General features: G+C 41.3%; 9 protein-coding genes and 1 pseudogene. 6 read left to right on the top strand and 4 right to left on the bottom strand.

Annotated features, from left to right (window positions below; all coding sequences use genetic code 11):
* Positions 1–59 precede the first annotated feature (59 nt).
* Entirely contained in the window at positions 60–1,250 is a 1,191-nt protein-coding gene (gene metK, locus QM917_RS06260) for a methionine adenosyltransferase (RefSeq protein WP_414270762.1), read from the top strand.
* A 64-nt stretch (positions 1,251–1,314) separates the two neighbouring features.
* Here the strand turns inward: metK and QM917_RS06255 are convergent, their stop codons facing one another.
* From QM917_RS06255 to QM917_RS06240, 4 genes are all read right to left on the bottom strand, one after another.
* Entirely contained in the window at positions 1,315–1,614 is a 300-nt protein-coding gene (locus QM917_RS06255; RefSeq protein ID WP_049528781.1) for a DUF1827 family protein, read from the bottom strand.
* Positions 1,615–1,677: 63 nt separating this feature from the next.
* Positions 1,678–2,127 (bottom strand): NUDIX hydrolase, encoded by a 450-nt coding sequence (locus QM917_RS06250; RefSeq protein ID WP_414285268.1) that lies wholly within the window; start codon positions 2,125–2,127, stop codon positions 1,678–1,680.
* Positions 2,128–2,215: 88 nt separating this feature from the next.
* Positions 2,216–4,468 carry an AAA family ATPase gene (locus tag QM917_RS06245; protein WP_414285267.1) on the bottom strand — a complete coding sequence of 751 codons (2,253 nt, stop codon included), beginning with the start codon at positions 4,466–4,468 and terminating at the stop codon, positions 2,216–2,218.
* A 388-nt stretch (positions 4,469–4,856) separates the two neighbouring features.
* Positions 4,857–5,087, bottom strand: coding sequence for a DUF1797 family protein (locus QM917_RS06240; RefSeq protein ID WP_000443576.1), 231 nt, complete (start codon positions 5,085–5,087; stop codon positions 4,857–4,859).
* A gap of 196 nt (positions 5,088–5,283) precedes the next feature.
* Between QM917_RS06240 and QM917_RS06235 the strand changes: the two genes are divergently transcribed.
* The 5 genes and pseudogenes from QM917_RS06235 to QM917_RS06215 form a co-directional block, all read left to right on the top strand.
* Entirely contained in the window at positions 5,284–5,967 is a 684-nt protein-coding gene (locus tag QM917_RS06235) for an amino acid ABC transporter permease (protein WP_001011628.1), read from the top strand.
* On the top strand, positions 5,967–6,701 hold the full coding sequence (locus QM917_RS06230; protein WP_414285266.1) for an amino acid ABC transporter ATP-binding protein: 735 nt from the start codon (positions 5,967–5,969) through the stop codon (positions 6,699–6,701). The genes QM917_RS06235 and QM917_RS06230 overlap by 1 nt, the downstream gene beginning before the upstream one ends.
* Positions 6,702–6,996: 295 nt before the next feature.
* On the top strand, positions 6,997–7,851 hold the full coding sequence (locus QM917_RS06225; protein ID WP_414285265.1) for a bifunctional methylenetetrahydrofolate dehydrogenase/methenyltetrahydrofolate cyclohydrolase: 855 nt from the start codon (positions 6,997–6,999) through the stop codon (positions 7,849–7,851).
* A 238-nt stretch (positions 7,852–8,089) separates the two neighbouring features.
* Positions 8,090–16,264 (top strand): SIALI-17 repeat-containing surface protein, encoded by an 8,175-nt coding sequence (locus QM917_RS06220; RefSeq protein WP_414285264.1) that lies wholly within the window; start codon positions 8,090–8,092, stop codon positions 16,262–16,264.
* A 170-nt stretch (positions 16,265–16,434) separates the two neighbouring features.
* Positions 16,435–16,503, top strand: a pseudogene (locus QM917_RS06215) (YSIRK-type signal peptide-containing protein); the annotation flags it as partial.
* Between the last annotated feature and the right edge of the window lie 237 nt (positions 16,504–16,740).

Raw genomic sequence — 16,740 nt, 5'->3', positions numbered from 1 at the left:
CTCTTCCTACCAGTTCTTTGTAACTCTATAACGAATATTTTTTAAGGGGGGACATTTTTATGTCAGAACGTAAACTTTTCACGTCTGAATCTGTATCTGAGGGGCACCCAGATAAGATTGCAGACCAAATTTCAGATGCTATCTTGGATGCTATTTTAGAGCAGGATCCAGAAGCCCACGTTGCTGCTGAAACAGCTGTTTATACTGGTTCAGTGCATGTCTTTGGTGAAATTTCAACTACTGCTTATGTAGATATTAACCGTGTAGTTCGTGATACCATTGCAGAGATCGGTTATACCAATACTGAGTATGGATTCTCAGCTGAAACAGTAGGAGTTCATCCATCATTGGTAGAGCAATCTCCAGATATCGCTCAAGGTGTTAATGAAGCCTTGGAAGTTCGTGGAAATGCCGATAAAGATCCACTTGACTTGATTGGAGCTGGAGACCAAGGTCTTATGTTTGGTTTTGCGGTTAATGAAACTGAAGAACTCATGCCATTGCCAATCTCACTCAGCCACAAGTTGGTTCGTCGTTTAGCAGAGCTTCGTAAGTCTGGTGAAATTAGCTATCTTCGTCCAGATGCTAAATCTCAAGTTACTGTTGAGTACGATGAAAATGACCAGCCAGTGCGTGTGGATACAGTCGTTATTTCAACTCAACACGATCCAGAAGTCAGCAATGAACAGATCCATGAAGATGTGATTAACAAGGTTATCAAGGAAGTGATTCCAGCTTCTTATCTTGACGATGAGACTAAATTCTTCATCAATCCAACTGGTCGTTTCGTTATCGGAGGACCTCAAGGAGACTCAGGTTTGACTGGTCGTAAGATCATCGTAGATACTTATGGTGGTTACTCACGTCACGGTGGTGGTGCCTTCTCTGGTAAGGATGCGACTAAGGTTGACCGTTCAGCTTCTTATGCAGCTCGCTACATTGCTAAAAACATTGTTGCTGCAGGTCTTGCTAAGAAAGCAGAAGTGCAATTGGCTTACGCAATCGGTGTAGCTCAACCTGTATCTGTTCGTATCGATACCTTTGGCACTGGTACAGTAGCTGAAAGTAAACTTGAAAAAGCAGCCCGTCAAATCTTTGACCTTCGTCCTGCAGGAATCATTCAAATGCTTGATCTCAAACGTCCAATCTACCGTCAAACAGCGGCTTATGGACACATGGGACGTACAGATATCGATCTTCCATGGGAACGCTTGGACAAGGTTGATGCTTTGAAAGAAGCAGTTAAGTAATACAAAAAAGATTGGTAAAACTACCAATCTTTTTGCATATAAAAACCAGTTGTTGAACTGGTTTTTATTTTGTAGGGATTGAAATTTCAATCAGTTTTTCAGAGTAGAGGGTCTTGATATTAGCTTCATCGATATTTTGCTTGTCAATCTTACGATTTAAGAAAAATTCTTGGATTTTCTCCATCTCTTTTTCGCGGATAGCACGATGTTTATTTGAAATGAGGATTTCGTAATGAAGCGGTGCCTGGGTAAAAATAACATCTGTATTACCCGCAGAATAAACCTCTACAAGTGTTGCATCGGTGCTTTCTAACTGACTTTTAACAAGTTGCGAGTGTGAATTAGTAGTGTTGATGAGCTTCATAGGGTTTCCTCCTGAGTTTCTATGTCTATTATAGCATTTTTTGGAAAAATTGGAAAAGTTAACTTAAATTTGATGTTGTTTTTTCCAAGCTTCGATAGCCCATTTATGACTTCCACGTTTGAGGTTAGCAATAGCTTCATCAATTGGGAACCAGGCTAGATGATTGAAGTCTTCCAAGGGTTTTTGAACTTCTTGGAAAGAAGTTGCTTCGTAGAGATAGGCTGGATTGTAGTAGTGAGTATCACGATGGCTAGAATAAAAATACTCGTCAGCCTGACCATAATAGCTACCGATTTCAGCCGTAAAGCCTAATTCTTCAATCAATTCTCGTTTGAGAGCTTCAAAGTGGTCTTCACCTTCTTCGATTTCGCCACCTGGCAAGAACCAAGCACCATTTGGAGCTTGAACGAGGATAATCTTTTCGTGTTTTGAATCAGGAATGACTGCATAAACACCATAGCGAGTCTTGTAGGTTACGCCCTCGATTTTCTCTCCAAATGTAGGATTTGTCATAAATGTCTCCTTTGTGATTGCGCTTTCTTTCTATCATATTAAAGAATGCTCTTACTGTCAAGTAAGAACATTCTTTTAGTATGTGGAATTAGTCATTTGAGTCAACTGTTTCCAATTTATTTTTTGATTTAATCATGATTTTACCATTGCTAGTCATGACGGCTTTGAGGTTTTTCTCGCTTGGATTTTCAAGGTAGTAGTCTGTAATCGCATCTTCGATATAGTCTTGAATTGTACGACGGAGTGGGCGAGCTCCCATTTTTGGATCATAACCAAGGTCTACAAGTTTCTCCTTAACCTTATCTGTCACATCTAAATGGATGTTATTACTTGAGAGTCGTTTATTGACATCATCTAACATGAGGTCAACGATTTGAAGGAGATTTTCCTTGCTGAGAGCCTTGAATTCGATAATGCCATCAAAACGGTTCATGAATTCTGGACTAAAGAAGTTGCCTAATTCCCCAAGGACAGAGTTAGTACGGCCTTCTCTAGCAGCACCAAATCCAACACTAGCTTCTGCCTTACCTGTACCTGCATTTGAGGTCATGATAATGATGGCGTCCTTGAAGCTAACTGTACGTCCTTGACCATCCGTTAAACGACCATCATCCAAGACTTGGAGGAACATATGCATAACATCTGGATGGGCTTTTTCAACCTCGTCTAGGAGGATCAGTGAGTAGGGGTTACGACGAACTTTTTCAGTCAATTGTCCAGCTTCATCATAGCCTACGTATCCCGGAGGGGCACCAACGAGTTTAGCAACGCTGTGTTTTTCCATGTATTCGCTCATATCAAAGCGAATCATGCTATCAGCAGAACCAAAGAGTTCGATGGCCAGTTGTTTAGAAAGTTCTGTCTTACCGACACCGGTAGGACCAACAAAGAGGAAGCTACCAATTGGACGGTTTGGAGTACCTAAACCAACACGGTTACGACGGATAGCCTTAGCAATCTTATCTACAGCATCGTCTTGTCCAATAACATGAGCCTTAAGGTCATCTGCTAGATTGATCAGTTGAGACTGTTCTTTTTCTTTCAAATCACCAACTGGAATATTAGTCTTTTGCTCGATGATGTGTTCGATTGTCTTTTCGCTGATGATTGGGGTATCCTGATCCGTTACCTTGGTCTTTTGCATTTCCTTATATTTGGCAATCTGGTCACGGAAGTAGGCTGCTTTTTCAAAATCTTCATCGCGGGTTGCTTGGGCCTTGAGATTTTCTGCTTCGATTAAGCGTTGGTCGATGACCTTAGGATCTACAAAATTCAAAGTTAAGTTCATTTTAGAACCAGCCTCATCTAGGAGGTCAATAGCCTTATCTGGCAAGAAACGATCTTGGATGTAGCGGTTAGAAAGAGTAGCAGCAGCTTCGATAGCCCCATCTGTATAATGAACGTGGTGGTAATCTTCGTATTTCTTTTGGATACCTTTGAGGATAATAAGAGTCTCTTCCACAGTTGGTTCATCAACTTTAACAGGTTGCATACGGCGCTCAAGGGCGGCGTCTTTTTCGATGATGCGGTATTCATTGAGGGTAGTAGCACCTACTAACTGGAGTTCGCCACGAGCAAGAGCTGGTTTTAGGATATTTCCTGCATCCATATTCCCTTCTCCTGCTGAACCAGCACCGACAATCTCATGAATTTCGTCGATAAAGAGGATAACATCCTCGCGATCACGAATTTCTTCCATGAGTTTTTGCATGCGTTCTTCAAACTGACCTCGGATACCTGTTCCTTGAACAAGGCTAACGACATCTAAGCGGATGACTTCTTTACCTTGAAGCTTATGCGGAACATCACCGTCAACAATTTTCTGAGCTAAACCTTCGACAACGGCTGTCTTACCAACACCAGGCTCACCGATGAGAACAGGGTTGTTTTTTGTTCTGCGGTTGAGGATTTCAATGACGCGAATGATCTCTTCGTCACGGCCAATTACAGGGTCAATATTTCCACGACGGGCAATCTCAGTGACATTGATACCATATTCATCCAAGAGTCCTTTTTCCTGGATTGGTGGTGGGGTTTGGGCAGGACCACGATTTTGGGAACCATAGCCACCATTTCCACCGTATCCACCCCCTGACTGGGTTGGGGGGATATTGTTGTTATTAGAAGAAGGTCTAAAGTTGTTGAGATCGTTAAAGAAGTCTCCAAAGGGATCAAAATCACGGTTGTTTAAATCTGTAATGCCCTTGAATAAGCTATTGTTAGGATCTGTTTTGATAATTTTGTAGCAATTTTGGCAAAGATCGATTTGCTTTTGTTGTCCATTGAGATTGGTATAAAGATGAATCGTTGAGTCATTGATTTTACAGTTTTGACAGAGCATACCGCCACCTCATTTCTTTCTTAGTCTTGACTAAATCTAAAAGGTCAAAAATAGTCAAACAAGTATATAATTTAATTATATCATGATTATTGGGCAATTCAAGTAAAAAGATTGGATACTAGCACTATAAATAGAAGAGCGCTAATCGTGAGAAAATCTTGATAGTAAGAAAAAAAATCCTATTTGTCATACAAAAAGGATTCTCGTTGGGTGGGACAGAAATCGATAGACAAAGTCTCGATTTCGTAGTCCCAGCCCCGCGAAGATGATTAGGAGTTTTGGGAGTCTAAAAGACGAACGAAAAGTCCAATCAGCTACCGCGTCAAAGTTTGATTGCTAATAAAAAGTGAGGTCGGGATCTTTTGTCCCAACCTCTGTATATCTATTATTAGTATAGAAGTTCGTAAATTTCCATCGCAATCAAGTCGATGCTGTCAAAAGTATATGTTTCACGAGCTTCAACATCACGAAGTGTAAAGATTGGGCCATTTTCTTCATCATGGTTAAAAGCAACTTCAGCTACAACAACTCCCTCGCGCTCAAAGTTACGTTTTAAGTTACCACCATCTTTTGTCATTGCTTCTAGGCGGTTGATGATTCTAACCAAATGTGATTCCATTTTGATTCTCCTCCATTTCTTATCGTTACTATTTTACCATAAAGAGTATCCACTTGACTAGAAAAAACTAAGATTTCTCGCTATTTCTGTTTTCTTTGAAATTTTATTGAAAATAAAAGGAAAAAGATTGCATTTTTATTCAAAACATGTTATACTCATACAAGTTTTAAGTTAGAAATTAGAAAGTAGTGGATTTATGAATTTTTCTTTTTTACCTAAATATCTGCCATATTTTAACTATGGTGCTCTTGTAACAGTCTTGATCTCAGTTTTGGTTGTCTTTTTGGGGACAATTTTAGGGGTAGTCTTGGCTTTTGCTCAACGTTCTAAAATAAAGCCCATAGCTTGGCTTGCCAATGTTTATATTTGGATTTTCCGTGGAACACCTATGATGGTACAGATCATGATTGCTTTTGCTCTTATGCATATCAATGCTCCGACAATTCAGATTGGTGTTTTGGGAGTTGATTTTTCACGTTTGATTCCAGGGATTATCATTATCTCTATGAATAGTGGTGCCTATGTATCAGAAACAGTTCGTGCTGGTATCAATGCAGTACCTAAAGGGCAATTAGAGGCGGCTTACTCTCTAGGGATTCGTCCTAAAAATGCTATGCGCTATGTCATCTTGCCACAGGCTATCAAGAATATCTTGCCAGCCTTGGGGAATGAGTTTATTACCATTATCAAGGATAGTTCACTCTTGTCAGCAATCGGTGTCATGGAATTGTGGAATGGAGCTACTACGGTGTCAACAACCACCTACCTACCTTTAACTCCACTCTTATTTGCGGCCTTTTACTACTTGATTATGACCTCTATCTTGACACTAGCCTTGAAAGCTTTTGAAAATCGTATGGGACAAGGAGAGAAAAAATAATGACTGAAACGCTTATAAAAATTGAAAACCTTCATAAAAACTTTGGGAAAAATGAAGTTTTAAAAGGAATTGATCTGGAGATTAAAAAGGGAGAAGTTGTGGTGATTATCGGACCGTCAGGTAGCGGGAAGTCAACCCTCCTTCGCTCCATGAATCTCCTCGAAGAAGCGACAAAAGGCAAGGTCATCTTTGAAGGAGTGGATATTACGGATAAGAAAAATGACCTCTTTGCCATGCGTGAAAAGATGGGAATGGTATTCCAACAGTTCAATCTCTTCCCCAATATGACAGTGAAGGAAAATATCACGCTTTCTCCTATCAAGACCAAAGGCGAAAGTAAGGAAGTTGCTGAGAAGAGAGCCCATGAGCTTTTGGAAAAGGTTGGTTTACCAGATAAGGCAGATGCTTATCCACAAAGTTTGTCTGGTGGACAGCAACAACGTATCGCTATCGCTCGTGGTCTTGCTATGGAACCAGATGTCCTACTCTTTGATGAACCGACTTCTGCCCTAGACCCAGAAATGGTAGGGGAAGTACTAGCAGTTATGCAAGAACTTGCTAAGTCAGGAATGACCATGGTCATCGTGACGCATGAGATGGGCTTTGCGCGTGAGGTGGCAGATCGTGTCATCTTTATGGCTGACGGTGTTGTTGTCGAAGACGGAACTCCAGAGCAAGTCTTTGAACAAACCCAAGAACAAAGAACCAAGGAGTTCTTGAGTAAGGTTTTGTAAGAATATCGTAATTTAGAGAGAGTGGGACAGAAATCGGTAATTCGTTAGAATTCGATTTCGTCGTCCCACCTCCGCACAGTTGAGTAGGGCTGTAAAAGCTGATGAAATCAGCGTAGTAGAGCCCACTCAACCACTGCGTCTTGCTCGACAATCCAAAGACAATTGAGAGGCTAGGACTTTTGTCCCAGCTTCTTTCTTATAGTTTCAGACTATAAGGTCTCTTAGGTAAGAAGTGTTAGAGGGACAAGTATATTTTTGATATAATAGAAGATATTTGTTAGAAAAGAGAAAACACATGACACAGATTATTGATGGGAAGGCCTTGGCGGCCAAGTTACAGGGACAATTGGCTGAAAAGACTGCGAAATTGAAAGAAGAGACAGGTTTGGTGCCTGGTTTGGTCGTTATTTTAGTCGGAGAAAATCCAGCCAGCCAAGTTTACGTTCGTAACAAGGAACGTTCAGCTATTGCAGCAGGATTCCAGAGTGAAGTTGTGCGAGTTCCTGAAACAATTACCCAAGAGGAATTGTTGGATTTGATTGCCAAATACAATCAAGATCCAGCTTGGCATGGGATTTTGGTGCAATTACCATTACCAAAACACATCGATGAAGAGGCTGTTCTACTAGCCATTGATCCAGAAAAGGATGTGGATGGTTTTCATCCGCTCAACATGGGACGCCTTTGGTCTGGTCACCCAGTTATGATTCCTTCAACTCCTGCTGGTATTATGGAAATGTTTCATGAGTATGGGATTGACTTAGAAAGTAAAAATGCTGTCGTTATTGGTCGTTCCAATATTGTTGGGAAACCCATGGCCCAGTTACTGTTGGCTAAGAATGCAACTGTAACCTTGACCCACTCACGAACTCATAACCTTGCTAAGGTAGCTTCTAAAGCTGATATTCTTGTGGTAGCAATCGGTCGTGCTAAATTTGTGACTGCTGACTTTGTCAAACCTGGGGCTGTTGTTATTGATGTGGGGATGAACCGAGATGAAAATGGCAAGCTCTGTGGAGATGTTGACTATGAGGCTGTTGCGCCAATCGCTAGTCATATCACGCCTGTACCTGGTGGAGTTGGGCCTATGACCATTACTATGCTAATGGAGCAAACTTATCAGGCTGCATTGCGTAGTTTGGATAGATAGAACAAGCATTTATTCTAGATAGTGAAAAAACAAGTTCTAAAAAATGAACTTGTTTTTTTCTTGCACTTATTTTAATAAAATTACAGTAAAACTTCTACAAATTATTGAAAAAACTCTACTATTTTGATATATTAAAAGCATCAATATTTATATGGATAAAATAAGTAAGCGTCTAGAGGGAGGTTTATTTTTTGGAGCAAAATGTAATCGCTTACTAGAACATTGGAAAGGAACAATAATGGATAAGAGATTTTTTGAAAGACGGTGTCATTATAGTATTCGTAAATTTGCCATTGGTGCGGCTTCGGTTATGATTGGAGCTAGTATATTTGGTCTTCAGGTGGCGCAAGCTGCTGAAACCGAAACAGCAACTCCCAGTGAGGAAACAATTCATCAAGTTCAACCTTTAGATAAGCTTCCAGATGATCTTGCTGCGGCCATTGCAAAAGCTGAGCAAAATGGTGCACAAGATTCCACTACTGAAAAAGAAGGAAATGATGCGGTTGAAGCAGCAAAACCAGTAACTGAAGAAAAGATGACTGAGGCTACAAGTCCTAAGGAAGAAAAGGAAGTAGAAGTAGTTAGCCCTAAAAAAGACAAAGTTGAAAAAACTGAAAAACCTGCTACTGAAGTGGATGGGAAAGAGTCTACAGATTCAGAAGCAAGTTCTGACAAGCTAGCAGTTCGAGAAGAACATTCTGATACACCTAATCAGAATAAACCTGTAACGGACGATAAAAGCAAGGAAGAAAAAGCTTCGGCAAGTGAATTGCCTCAAGCCACAAAAGAGAAGGAAAAAGAAGACCAACTTTTACAGGAAAGAAAACAAAATTTCAACAAAGACTGGTATTTTAAATTAAACGCTCAGGGTGATTTTTCTAAGAAAGATGTGGATGTTCATGACTGGTCTAAGTTGAACCTTCCTCATGACTGGAGTATCTATTTTGATTTTGATCACAAGTCTCCTGCTCGAAATGAGGGTGGTCAATTAAATGGTGGGACTGCCTGGTATCGTAAGACCTTTACTGTAGACGAAGCTGCCAAGGACAAGGATGTTCGTATTAATTTTGATGGAGTTTACATGGACTCTAAGGTTTATGTAAATGGCAAATTTGTCGGTCATTATCCAAGTGGTTATAATCATTTTTCATATGACATCACTGAATTTTTAAATAAAGATGGTAGTGAAAATACCATTGCGGTCCAAGTTACTAATAAGCAGCCAAGTAGTCGATGGTACTCAGGAAGTGGGATCTATCGTGATGTGACTCTGAGCTATCGTGACAAGGTACAGGTGGCTGAAAATGGAAATCATATCACAACTCCAAAATTAGCTGAACAAAAAGATGGCAATGTTGAAACACAAATTCAAAGCAAGATCAAAAATACTGCTAAGACTTTAGCCAAGGTATTTGTGGAGCAACAGATTTTTACTAAGGAAGGTAAGGCTGTCTCAGATTTGGTTCGTTCTGTAACTAAGAATCTATCAGGAAATGAGACAGCTGACTTTAAGCAAACGATTTTGGTTAATAAACCAACTCTCTGGACAACAAAAAGCTACCATCCTCAGCTCTATGTTCTAAAAACCAAGGTTTATAATGAAGGGCAGCTAGTTGATGTGACAGAAGATACTTTTGGTTATCGTTATTTCAACTGGACAGCTAAAGAAGGCTTCTCACTGAACGGTGAGAGAATGAAATTCCATGGAGTTAGTATTCACCATGATAATGGAGCCTTGGGGGCAGAAGAAAACTATAAGGCAACCTACCGAAAATTAAAACTCCTAAAAGATATGGGAGTTAACTCTATCCGTACAACCCACAATCCAGCAAGTCCACAGTTGTTAGATGCTGCAGCAAATCTAGGACTTTTGGTCCAAGAAGAAGCCTTTGATACTTGGTATCGTGGTAAGAAAACGTATGACTATGGACGTTTCTTTGACCAAGATGCAACTCACCCAGAAGCTAAGAAGGGTGAAAAGTGGTCTGATTTTGACCTGAGAACCATGGTCGAACGTGATAAAAATAATCCATCTATCGTTATGTGGTCACTCGGTAATGAAGTTGATGAGGCTGATGGTGGAGCTCGTTCACTAGAAACAGCCAAGCGTTTGAAAGCTGTTATCAAAGCAATTGATACAGAGCGCTATGTGACTATGGGTGAAAATAAATTCAGTCGTGCTTCTACAGGCTTGTTCTTAGAATTAGCAGCAATCATGGATGCTGTAGGTATGAACTATGGAGAGCGTTTTTACGATGCTGTTCGTAAAGCCCATCCAGACTGGTTAATCTACGGTTCTGAAACTTCTTCAGCAACTCGAACTCGAGATTCTTATTTTGATCCTGCTCATTTACTCTGGCACGACAATCGTCCAAATCGTCACTATGAACAATCAGACTATGGTAATGATCGTGTAGCCTGGGGTAGAACAGCTACTGAATCTTGGACCTTTGACCGTGATCGTGCTGGCTATGCAGGTCAGTTTATCTGGACTGGTTTTGACTATATCGGTGAACCTACACCATGGCATAATCAAGATAATACACCAGTGAAAAGCTCTTACTTTGGTATCATTGATACGGCAGGATTGCCTAAGAATGATTTCTACCTTTACCGTAGTGAATGGTATAGTGCCAAAGAAAAACCAACTGTTCGCATCATGCCTCACTGGAATTGGACTGAAGAAACGCTCAAGGAACGTAATATGCTGGTCAATGGTAAGGTTCCAGTTCGGACCTTCTCAAATGCTGCTAGCGTAGAATTGTTCTTGAACAACGAGTCCCTTGGTAAGAAAGAATTTGTTAAGAAAACAACTGAAGATGGGCGCCCTTATCACGAGGGAGCTAAACCAAGTGAATTGTATCTTGAGTGGTTGGTTGACTATAAACCAGGTACCTTAACTGCTATTGCTCGTGATGAAAATGGCAAAGAGATTGCGCGTGATAGTGTGACAACAGCAGGGGAGCCAGCTAGAGTTCGACTCACTAAGGAAGAGCATGTCATCACTGCAGACGGAAAAGATTTGTCATACATTCATTATGAAATCGTTGATGAAGATGGCAATGTCGTTCCAACTGCCAATAATCTTGTTCATTTCAATCTTCATGGCCAAGGACAAATTGTTGGTGTGGATAATGGAGAACAAGCTAGCCGTGAACGCTATAAAGCTCAGAAAGATGGCACATGGCAAAGAAAAGCCTTCAATGGTAAAGGTGTTGTCATTGTTAAATCCACTGAAAAAGAAGGGAAATTTACCCTTTATGCGGATTCTGCAGGCTTGGCTTCAGATCATGCAACAGTCACAACCGTTTCAGGCAAGAAAGAAAATCGCCATTTTATCGCTTTTGCCCCTGTGAAGGCAAGAACTGATGTCAGCGAAAATCCTAAATTGCCAGAGACTGTGACAGCTATTTATAGCGATGGTAGTGTCGAAGAAAAAGCTGTGACTTGGGACATCCCAGAAGATCTCCTTTCAAGTGCTGGTGAGAAAAAAGTCCTTGGTAGTGTGGAAGGACTCGAAGCCAAGGCTGAAGCCCTTGTCAAGGTAGTTGCGCTTGATAAGTGGTTGCCAAAAGTAGCAACTGTCCCAGTTGGTACAGCTGTTGAAAATTTGGACAAGACTGTTACGGCTGTTTTATCAGATGGTAACTTGGTTGATGCGGATGTCGTTTCTTGGACCTTGAAAAATCCTGATGCCTTGAAAAAAGAAGGTGGACGTACTGAAGCAACTGGTAAATTGGAAGGCAATGACTACGAGGTTACGGCAACCTTTATCGCGAGTGATAAGGAAACAGAAAGTACTGTTACAGGTCTCACGGTTGGTGACAAGTCTCTTGAAAACTTTGAGCCTGGAAAGATCTACTACCGAGTATCCCTTCCTTATACTGCTAAAATCCCAAGTGTTGGAGCACAAACTACTGGCTACCAAGTAACTGTTCAACAAGCTTCATTAGCTAATGATTATCAGGCTTCTGTATTTTTGAGTGACCAGAAGGGCGATTTAGTTCAAACTTATTTGATTCAGTTTGTGAAGGAAGCTCCTGCCTTGACACGCTTGGAAGTAAGTGTTGAAGGAAAAGAAAATGCAACTGAAGATCAAGTTCTCCCTTATCATGTCATTGGGCATTATGAGGATGGTTCACAGACTGAATTTTCAGCGTCAGATATCCATTTGGAAGCTAAGTCAGCTGACGGTGCTCATCTTGAGGTGAATGGTAAGAACTTGCTTCTTTACAAGAAAGGTAGTGTAACCCTCACTCCTCGTATTGACAATCAAACTGATAAGACTCAGTCTGTAGCAACTGAACTTGTGATAAAAGAAAATACAGTAGACAAGAAAATTGTCAAACTTCATCCTGTTTCTATCTCTACAGATATCAATCAGCAACCGAATTTGCCTGATCAAATCGGAGCAGAATTTGATAAGGGCTTGCCTCGTAAGGTAGCTGTAACTTGGGACAAGATAGATGCCAAAGAACTTGGTTACTATCATAGCTTTACCCTTAAAGGTCATGTCGAAGGTACAGATATTGAAGCTTTAGCAAATGTAACTGTTGAAGGTTTGCAGGTTGCAGAAGAAATCAGTTTAACACTACCTAAGGGTGAAACTGTTCAATTGCCAGCTAACGTACGTGCCTACCATTCTAATGGAACAATTGTCTATAAAGATGTCCTTTGGGACAAGGTTCCTGAGAACTTTAGTCAGACTGAAGGTATCTATGAAATCAAGGGTCAATTGGTTGGTAGCCATCTGACTACTAAGGCCCATGTCCGTGTTTCTAGTCAAGTTGTTGCTGGAAATAATATCTCGAAACAGTGGACAGGTTCTCAATTGCCAGCTGCTATTGTATCCAATACTGGTGGGGATGATTCGGCGAATACTTTGAACGACTTGACTGTGTCAAGAACGCCTACAGATGTCAAGAATCGATGGACTACATGGCAAACAGGTACAGATAATGATTGGGCATCCATCTTGTTTGGTAATTCTGGTGATTTGACAAAACGCTTTGTCAATAATCTTTCCGTTGATTTCTACACAGACGGAGCTATCGGACTTCCAAAAGAATATGTCATCGAATACTATGTCGGTCAAGAAGTTCCAGATCTTCCAAATGATGTCAATCATGCTCAAGGAGATGCCAAACATCCATTTAACAATGCTGCCAACTGGAAGGCTGTAGAAAATCTTCACGCTCCTGGACAATTATCTGCAGGTCAAACAAACCACTTTACATTTGATAAGGTTGAAACTTATGCCGTTCGTATGCGTATGAAGAAGGCAGATGGAAAGGCTGGTGTTGGTTTAACAGAAATTACTATTTTAGGAAGTAAGGTTCCAAGTGCTACCAGCTCAGAAATTTCTATCCAAGTAGATGGCAAGAAGCTCGAACATTTCAATCCATCTAAGACAGATTATTATATTCCTCAAGCAAGCAAGGAAATCACTGCCACAGCCAGCAACAACGGTTTGGTAACGGTTGTTCCTGCAACAAGTGAAAAAGGTGCGACACGTCTTATTTTGAAAGCTGAGGATGGAACTGTTCTTAAAGAATATCGTATCTTCCGTGATGACGAAAAAGAGTCAACACAACCAGTAGCTGCGGAAAATAGTGCCCAGACCTTGAATGTTGGCGATCAACTTCAATTGCCTGCCGAAGTAACAGTCTACTATCCATCACAAGATGGCTGGGTTAAAGCTAACCTTGCTGTCCAATGGGATGCAATTCCAGAACATGCGACTTCCCAAGAAGGTAACTTTGAAGTACTTGGTCATGTTCTAGGAACAGACTTAACAACCAAGATGCAAGTAACAGTTGTTACAAAAGGTAATCAAGTTATCTCAGAAAATGCAAGCAATAATGCGACAGATTCTAAAGCCTTTGCATCTACTACAAATGATACACAAGCAGCTTCTCGGGATAAAATTTTCTATATCAACGATGGTCACTTTAACGAGGATGGACGTTGGACTAACTGGTCTCGAACTCCGAAAGACCAAGAAACATCTGTGGGAATTCTCTTTAAGAAGAATGGTCAGATTACACCTCAGTCTGTTGGAAAAGTAGCTATTCAGTTCTTTAAAGACAGTGGAACAGACGCACCAGCGACAATGGTATTAGAAAGATATGTCGGGCCTGCCTATACAGAACCAAGTACCATTTCTCGTTATGAAGAAAATGCGGATCATCCATTTAATAAGGCAGAAAACTGGCAAGAAATTCCTTATAAAGCATCTGGAGAAATCGTGGCTGGTAAACCAATCGAATTTACCTTTGATCCAATTCAGACAACAGCTATTCGAGCACGCATGACTCGTAAATCTGCAACTAATGGTCTAGCAATGGTCGAGTTTAGTGCTTACTCTCCTGCTAAAGCAAACGATGTGGAAACTCCTTCAGTGACTATTTCGGTTGCTGGAAAAGCATTAGAAAACTTTGATCCTGAGGTTTCAGATTATACAGTGAGCTTAAATGGCACTAAACCACAGGTGACTGCTCAAGCAAGTGGTCACGGTGTGACAACGGTTGTTGAGTCTAGTCAGGATAACCTTCCTACTCTTGTCCGTCTTCTTGCTAAGGATGGTAGTCTTGTCAAGGAATATCGTATTCACTTCAAACCTAGTCACCGTATAGTTCCTGAAGAAGGCGACCAAAGTCCTGTTCTCGAACGACCAAGTCTAGAAGTTGTCAAGAGCGAAATTCCATTTAAGGAAATTATTCGTGAAAACAATGACTTAGCTCAAGATGAACGTCGTGTAATCTCAGAAGGTAAGAAGGGTGAAAGAGTTGATTATGTTGAGGTTCTAGGATCTAACCGTACCACTGTTCATACAGATACGACTGAGGCGCAAGATCGAGTTGTTGAAGTTAAGGTCAAACCAGCCATTACTACTAGCAAAGGTGACGAGCCAGCTCCAGTCGTAGAAATTCCAGAATTTGATGGTGGCGTCAATGCTGCTGAAGCTGCCAAGCATGAGTTGCCAGAATACACAAATGCAATCGGGACAGCAGGTGAAGAGCCAACTCCAGTGGTAGAAGTCCCAGAATTCAAGGGCGGTGTTAACGCAGTAGAAGCAGCTAAGCATGAATTGCCAGAATACACAGATGCAATCGGGACAGCAGGTGAAGAGCCAGCTCCGGTAGTAGAAGTCCCAGAATTTGAAGGTGGTGTCAATGCAGTAGAAGCCGCTAAGAATGAATTGCCAGAATACACAGAGGCAATCGGCACAGTAGGCGACGAGCCAGCACCAGTAGTAGAAGTCCCAGAATTCAAGGGTGGTGTCAATGCAGTAGAAGCCGCTAAGCATGAGTTGCCAGAATACACAGACTCAATCGGGACAGCAGGTGAAGAGCCAGCACCAGTAGTAGAAGTCCCAGAATTTGAAGGTGGTGTCAATGCAGTAGAAGCCGCTAAGAATGAATTTCCAGAATACACAGAGGCAATCGGCACGGTAGGTGACGAACCAGCTCCAGTAGTAGAAGTCCCAGAATTTGAGGGCGGCGTCAATGCAGTAGAAGCCGCTAAGAATGAATTACCAGAATATACAGATGCAATCGGCACAGTAGGTGACGATCCAGCTCCTGTAGTAGAAGTGCCAGAATTTGAAGGTGGTGTCAATGCAGTAGAAGCCGCTAAAAATGAGTTGCCAGAGTACACAGAAGCAATCGGCACAGTAGGCGACGATCCAGCTCCTGTAGTAGAAGTGCCAGAATTTGAAGGTGGTGTCAATGCAGTAGAAGCTGCTAAGAACGAAGCCCCAGAATTTACAGGTGGCGTTAATGCTGTGGAAGCAGCCAAGAACGAGCTGCCAGAATACACAGGAACATTGGCTACAGTGGGAAATGATCCAGCCCCAAGTGTGGAAAAACCAACTGCAGAGGTTCAAATCTTATCTGATAAGGAAACTGGAGTTCTGGTAGCAGGGCTAACTCAAGAGTTGGATGCTAATCTCAAGCTTCAAGTTCAAAAGGTTCTACGCCAAGAATTAGCTGGTAAGCAATACGATGCTTATCAAGTGAAATTGCTAGATAAAGATAACCAAATGGTTGATCCAAAGGGTGCAGTTCTAGTGAGATTGCCAGTCAATGGTCAGGTTCAAGAGGTTTATCACATGAGCTTAGATCAAGGTTTGCAGGTTCAAAAGGTGACGCTTGTAGGTGACACAGTTGAATTTGTCACCAAAGATCTAGGACTTTATGCGATTGTCTATAAAGAACAAAATCAAGAACCAGTAGAATCAGCTCATGGGCTAGCAGCTCAGGGAGAGGTTTCTGGAAATAATCCAGGAAAAGCAAATTCAGCAAGACTTCCAGAAACAGGTGAAAGTCGATCTGATCCAGCTGCCTTCCTAGCAAGTCTCAGTCTTGTTTTATCAGTGGCATTACTAACAGTTAAACGTAAAGAAAAATAGAGTTTGGAACTCTACATTGCTGATTGATTGTAGAAATACTTGGACTATCCCAGTGGATAGGATGGAAAAATGCTACAACCATATGGAGAGGACCTCTAGGTTCTCTCCGTTTTTTAAAATAGGGATGAAACCGCTTAGATGAGTGGTTGGAGGAAAGGAATAGTAGAAAGATGGATCATCAATTTTTTGAGAAACGTTGTCATTATAGCATTCGAAAATTTGCAATAGGAGCAGCTTCAGTTATGGTTGGCGCGAGTATCTTTGGAGCTAGCATGGTACAAGCTGCAGAGACAGAGCCCGCACTAGAAGCAGAAACAAGTCTTACACAGCTTCCACCAGAAGATAAGTTATCACCAGAATTGGCAGGCGCTATTAAAAGTGCAGAGGCAGACTTTGTTTCAGAGACTAAAGTGGCTAAGTCCCAAGTTCTCGAAGAAACTTCTTCAAAGCCAGTAGAAACTAAAAATTCTACAGTA

It is taken from the genome of Streptococcus infantis (genome assembly GCF_047460685.1).
GTDB classification, from domain to species: domain Bacteria; phylum Bacillota; class Bacilli; order Lactobacillales; family Streptococcaceae; genus Streptococcus; species Streptococcus infantis_AD.
This window is presented reverse-complemented; position numbering and strand designations above follow the sequence as displayed.

Coding starts and splice junctions, on each gene's coding strand:
- metK (WP_414270762.1), top strand. CDS start 60: ATGTCAGAACGTAAACTTTTCACGTCTGAATCTGTATCTGAGGGGCAC.
- QM917_RS06255 (WP_049528781.1), bottom strand. CDS start 1,614: ATGAAGCTCATCAACACTACTAATTCACACTCGCAACTTGTTAAAAGT.
- QM917_RS06250 (WP_414285268.1), bottom strand. CDS start 2,127: ATGACAAATCCTACATTTGGAGAGAAAATCGAGGGCGTAACCTACAAG.
- QM917_RS06245 (WP_414285267.1), bottom strand. CDS start 4,468: ATGCTCTGTCAAAACTGTAAAATCAATGACTCAACGATTCATCTTTAT.
- QM917_RS06240 (WP_000443576.1), bottom strand. CDS start 5,087: ATGGAATCACATTTGGTTAGAATCATCAACCGCCTAGAAGCAATGACA.
- QM917_RS06235 (WP_001011628.1), top strand. CDS start 5,284: ATGAATTTTTCTTTTTTACCTAAATATCTGCCATATTTTAACTATGGT.
- QM917_RS06230 (WP_414285266.1), top strand. CDS start 5,967: ATGACTGAAACGCTTATAAAAATTGAAAACCTTCATAAAAACTTTGGG.
- QM917_RS06225 (WP_414285265.1), top strand. CDS start 6,997: ATGACACAGATTATTGATGGGAAGGCCTTGGCGGCCAAGTTACAGGGA.
- QM917_RS06220 (WP_414285264.1), top strand. CDS start 8,090: ATGGATAAGAGATTTTTTGAAAGACGGTGTCATTATAGTATTCGTAAA.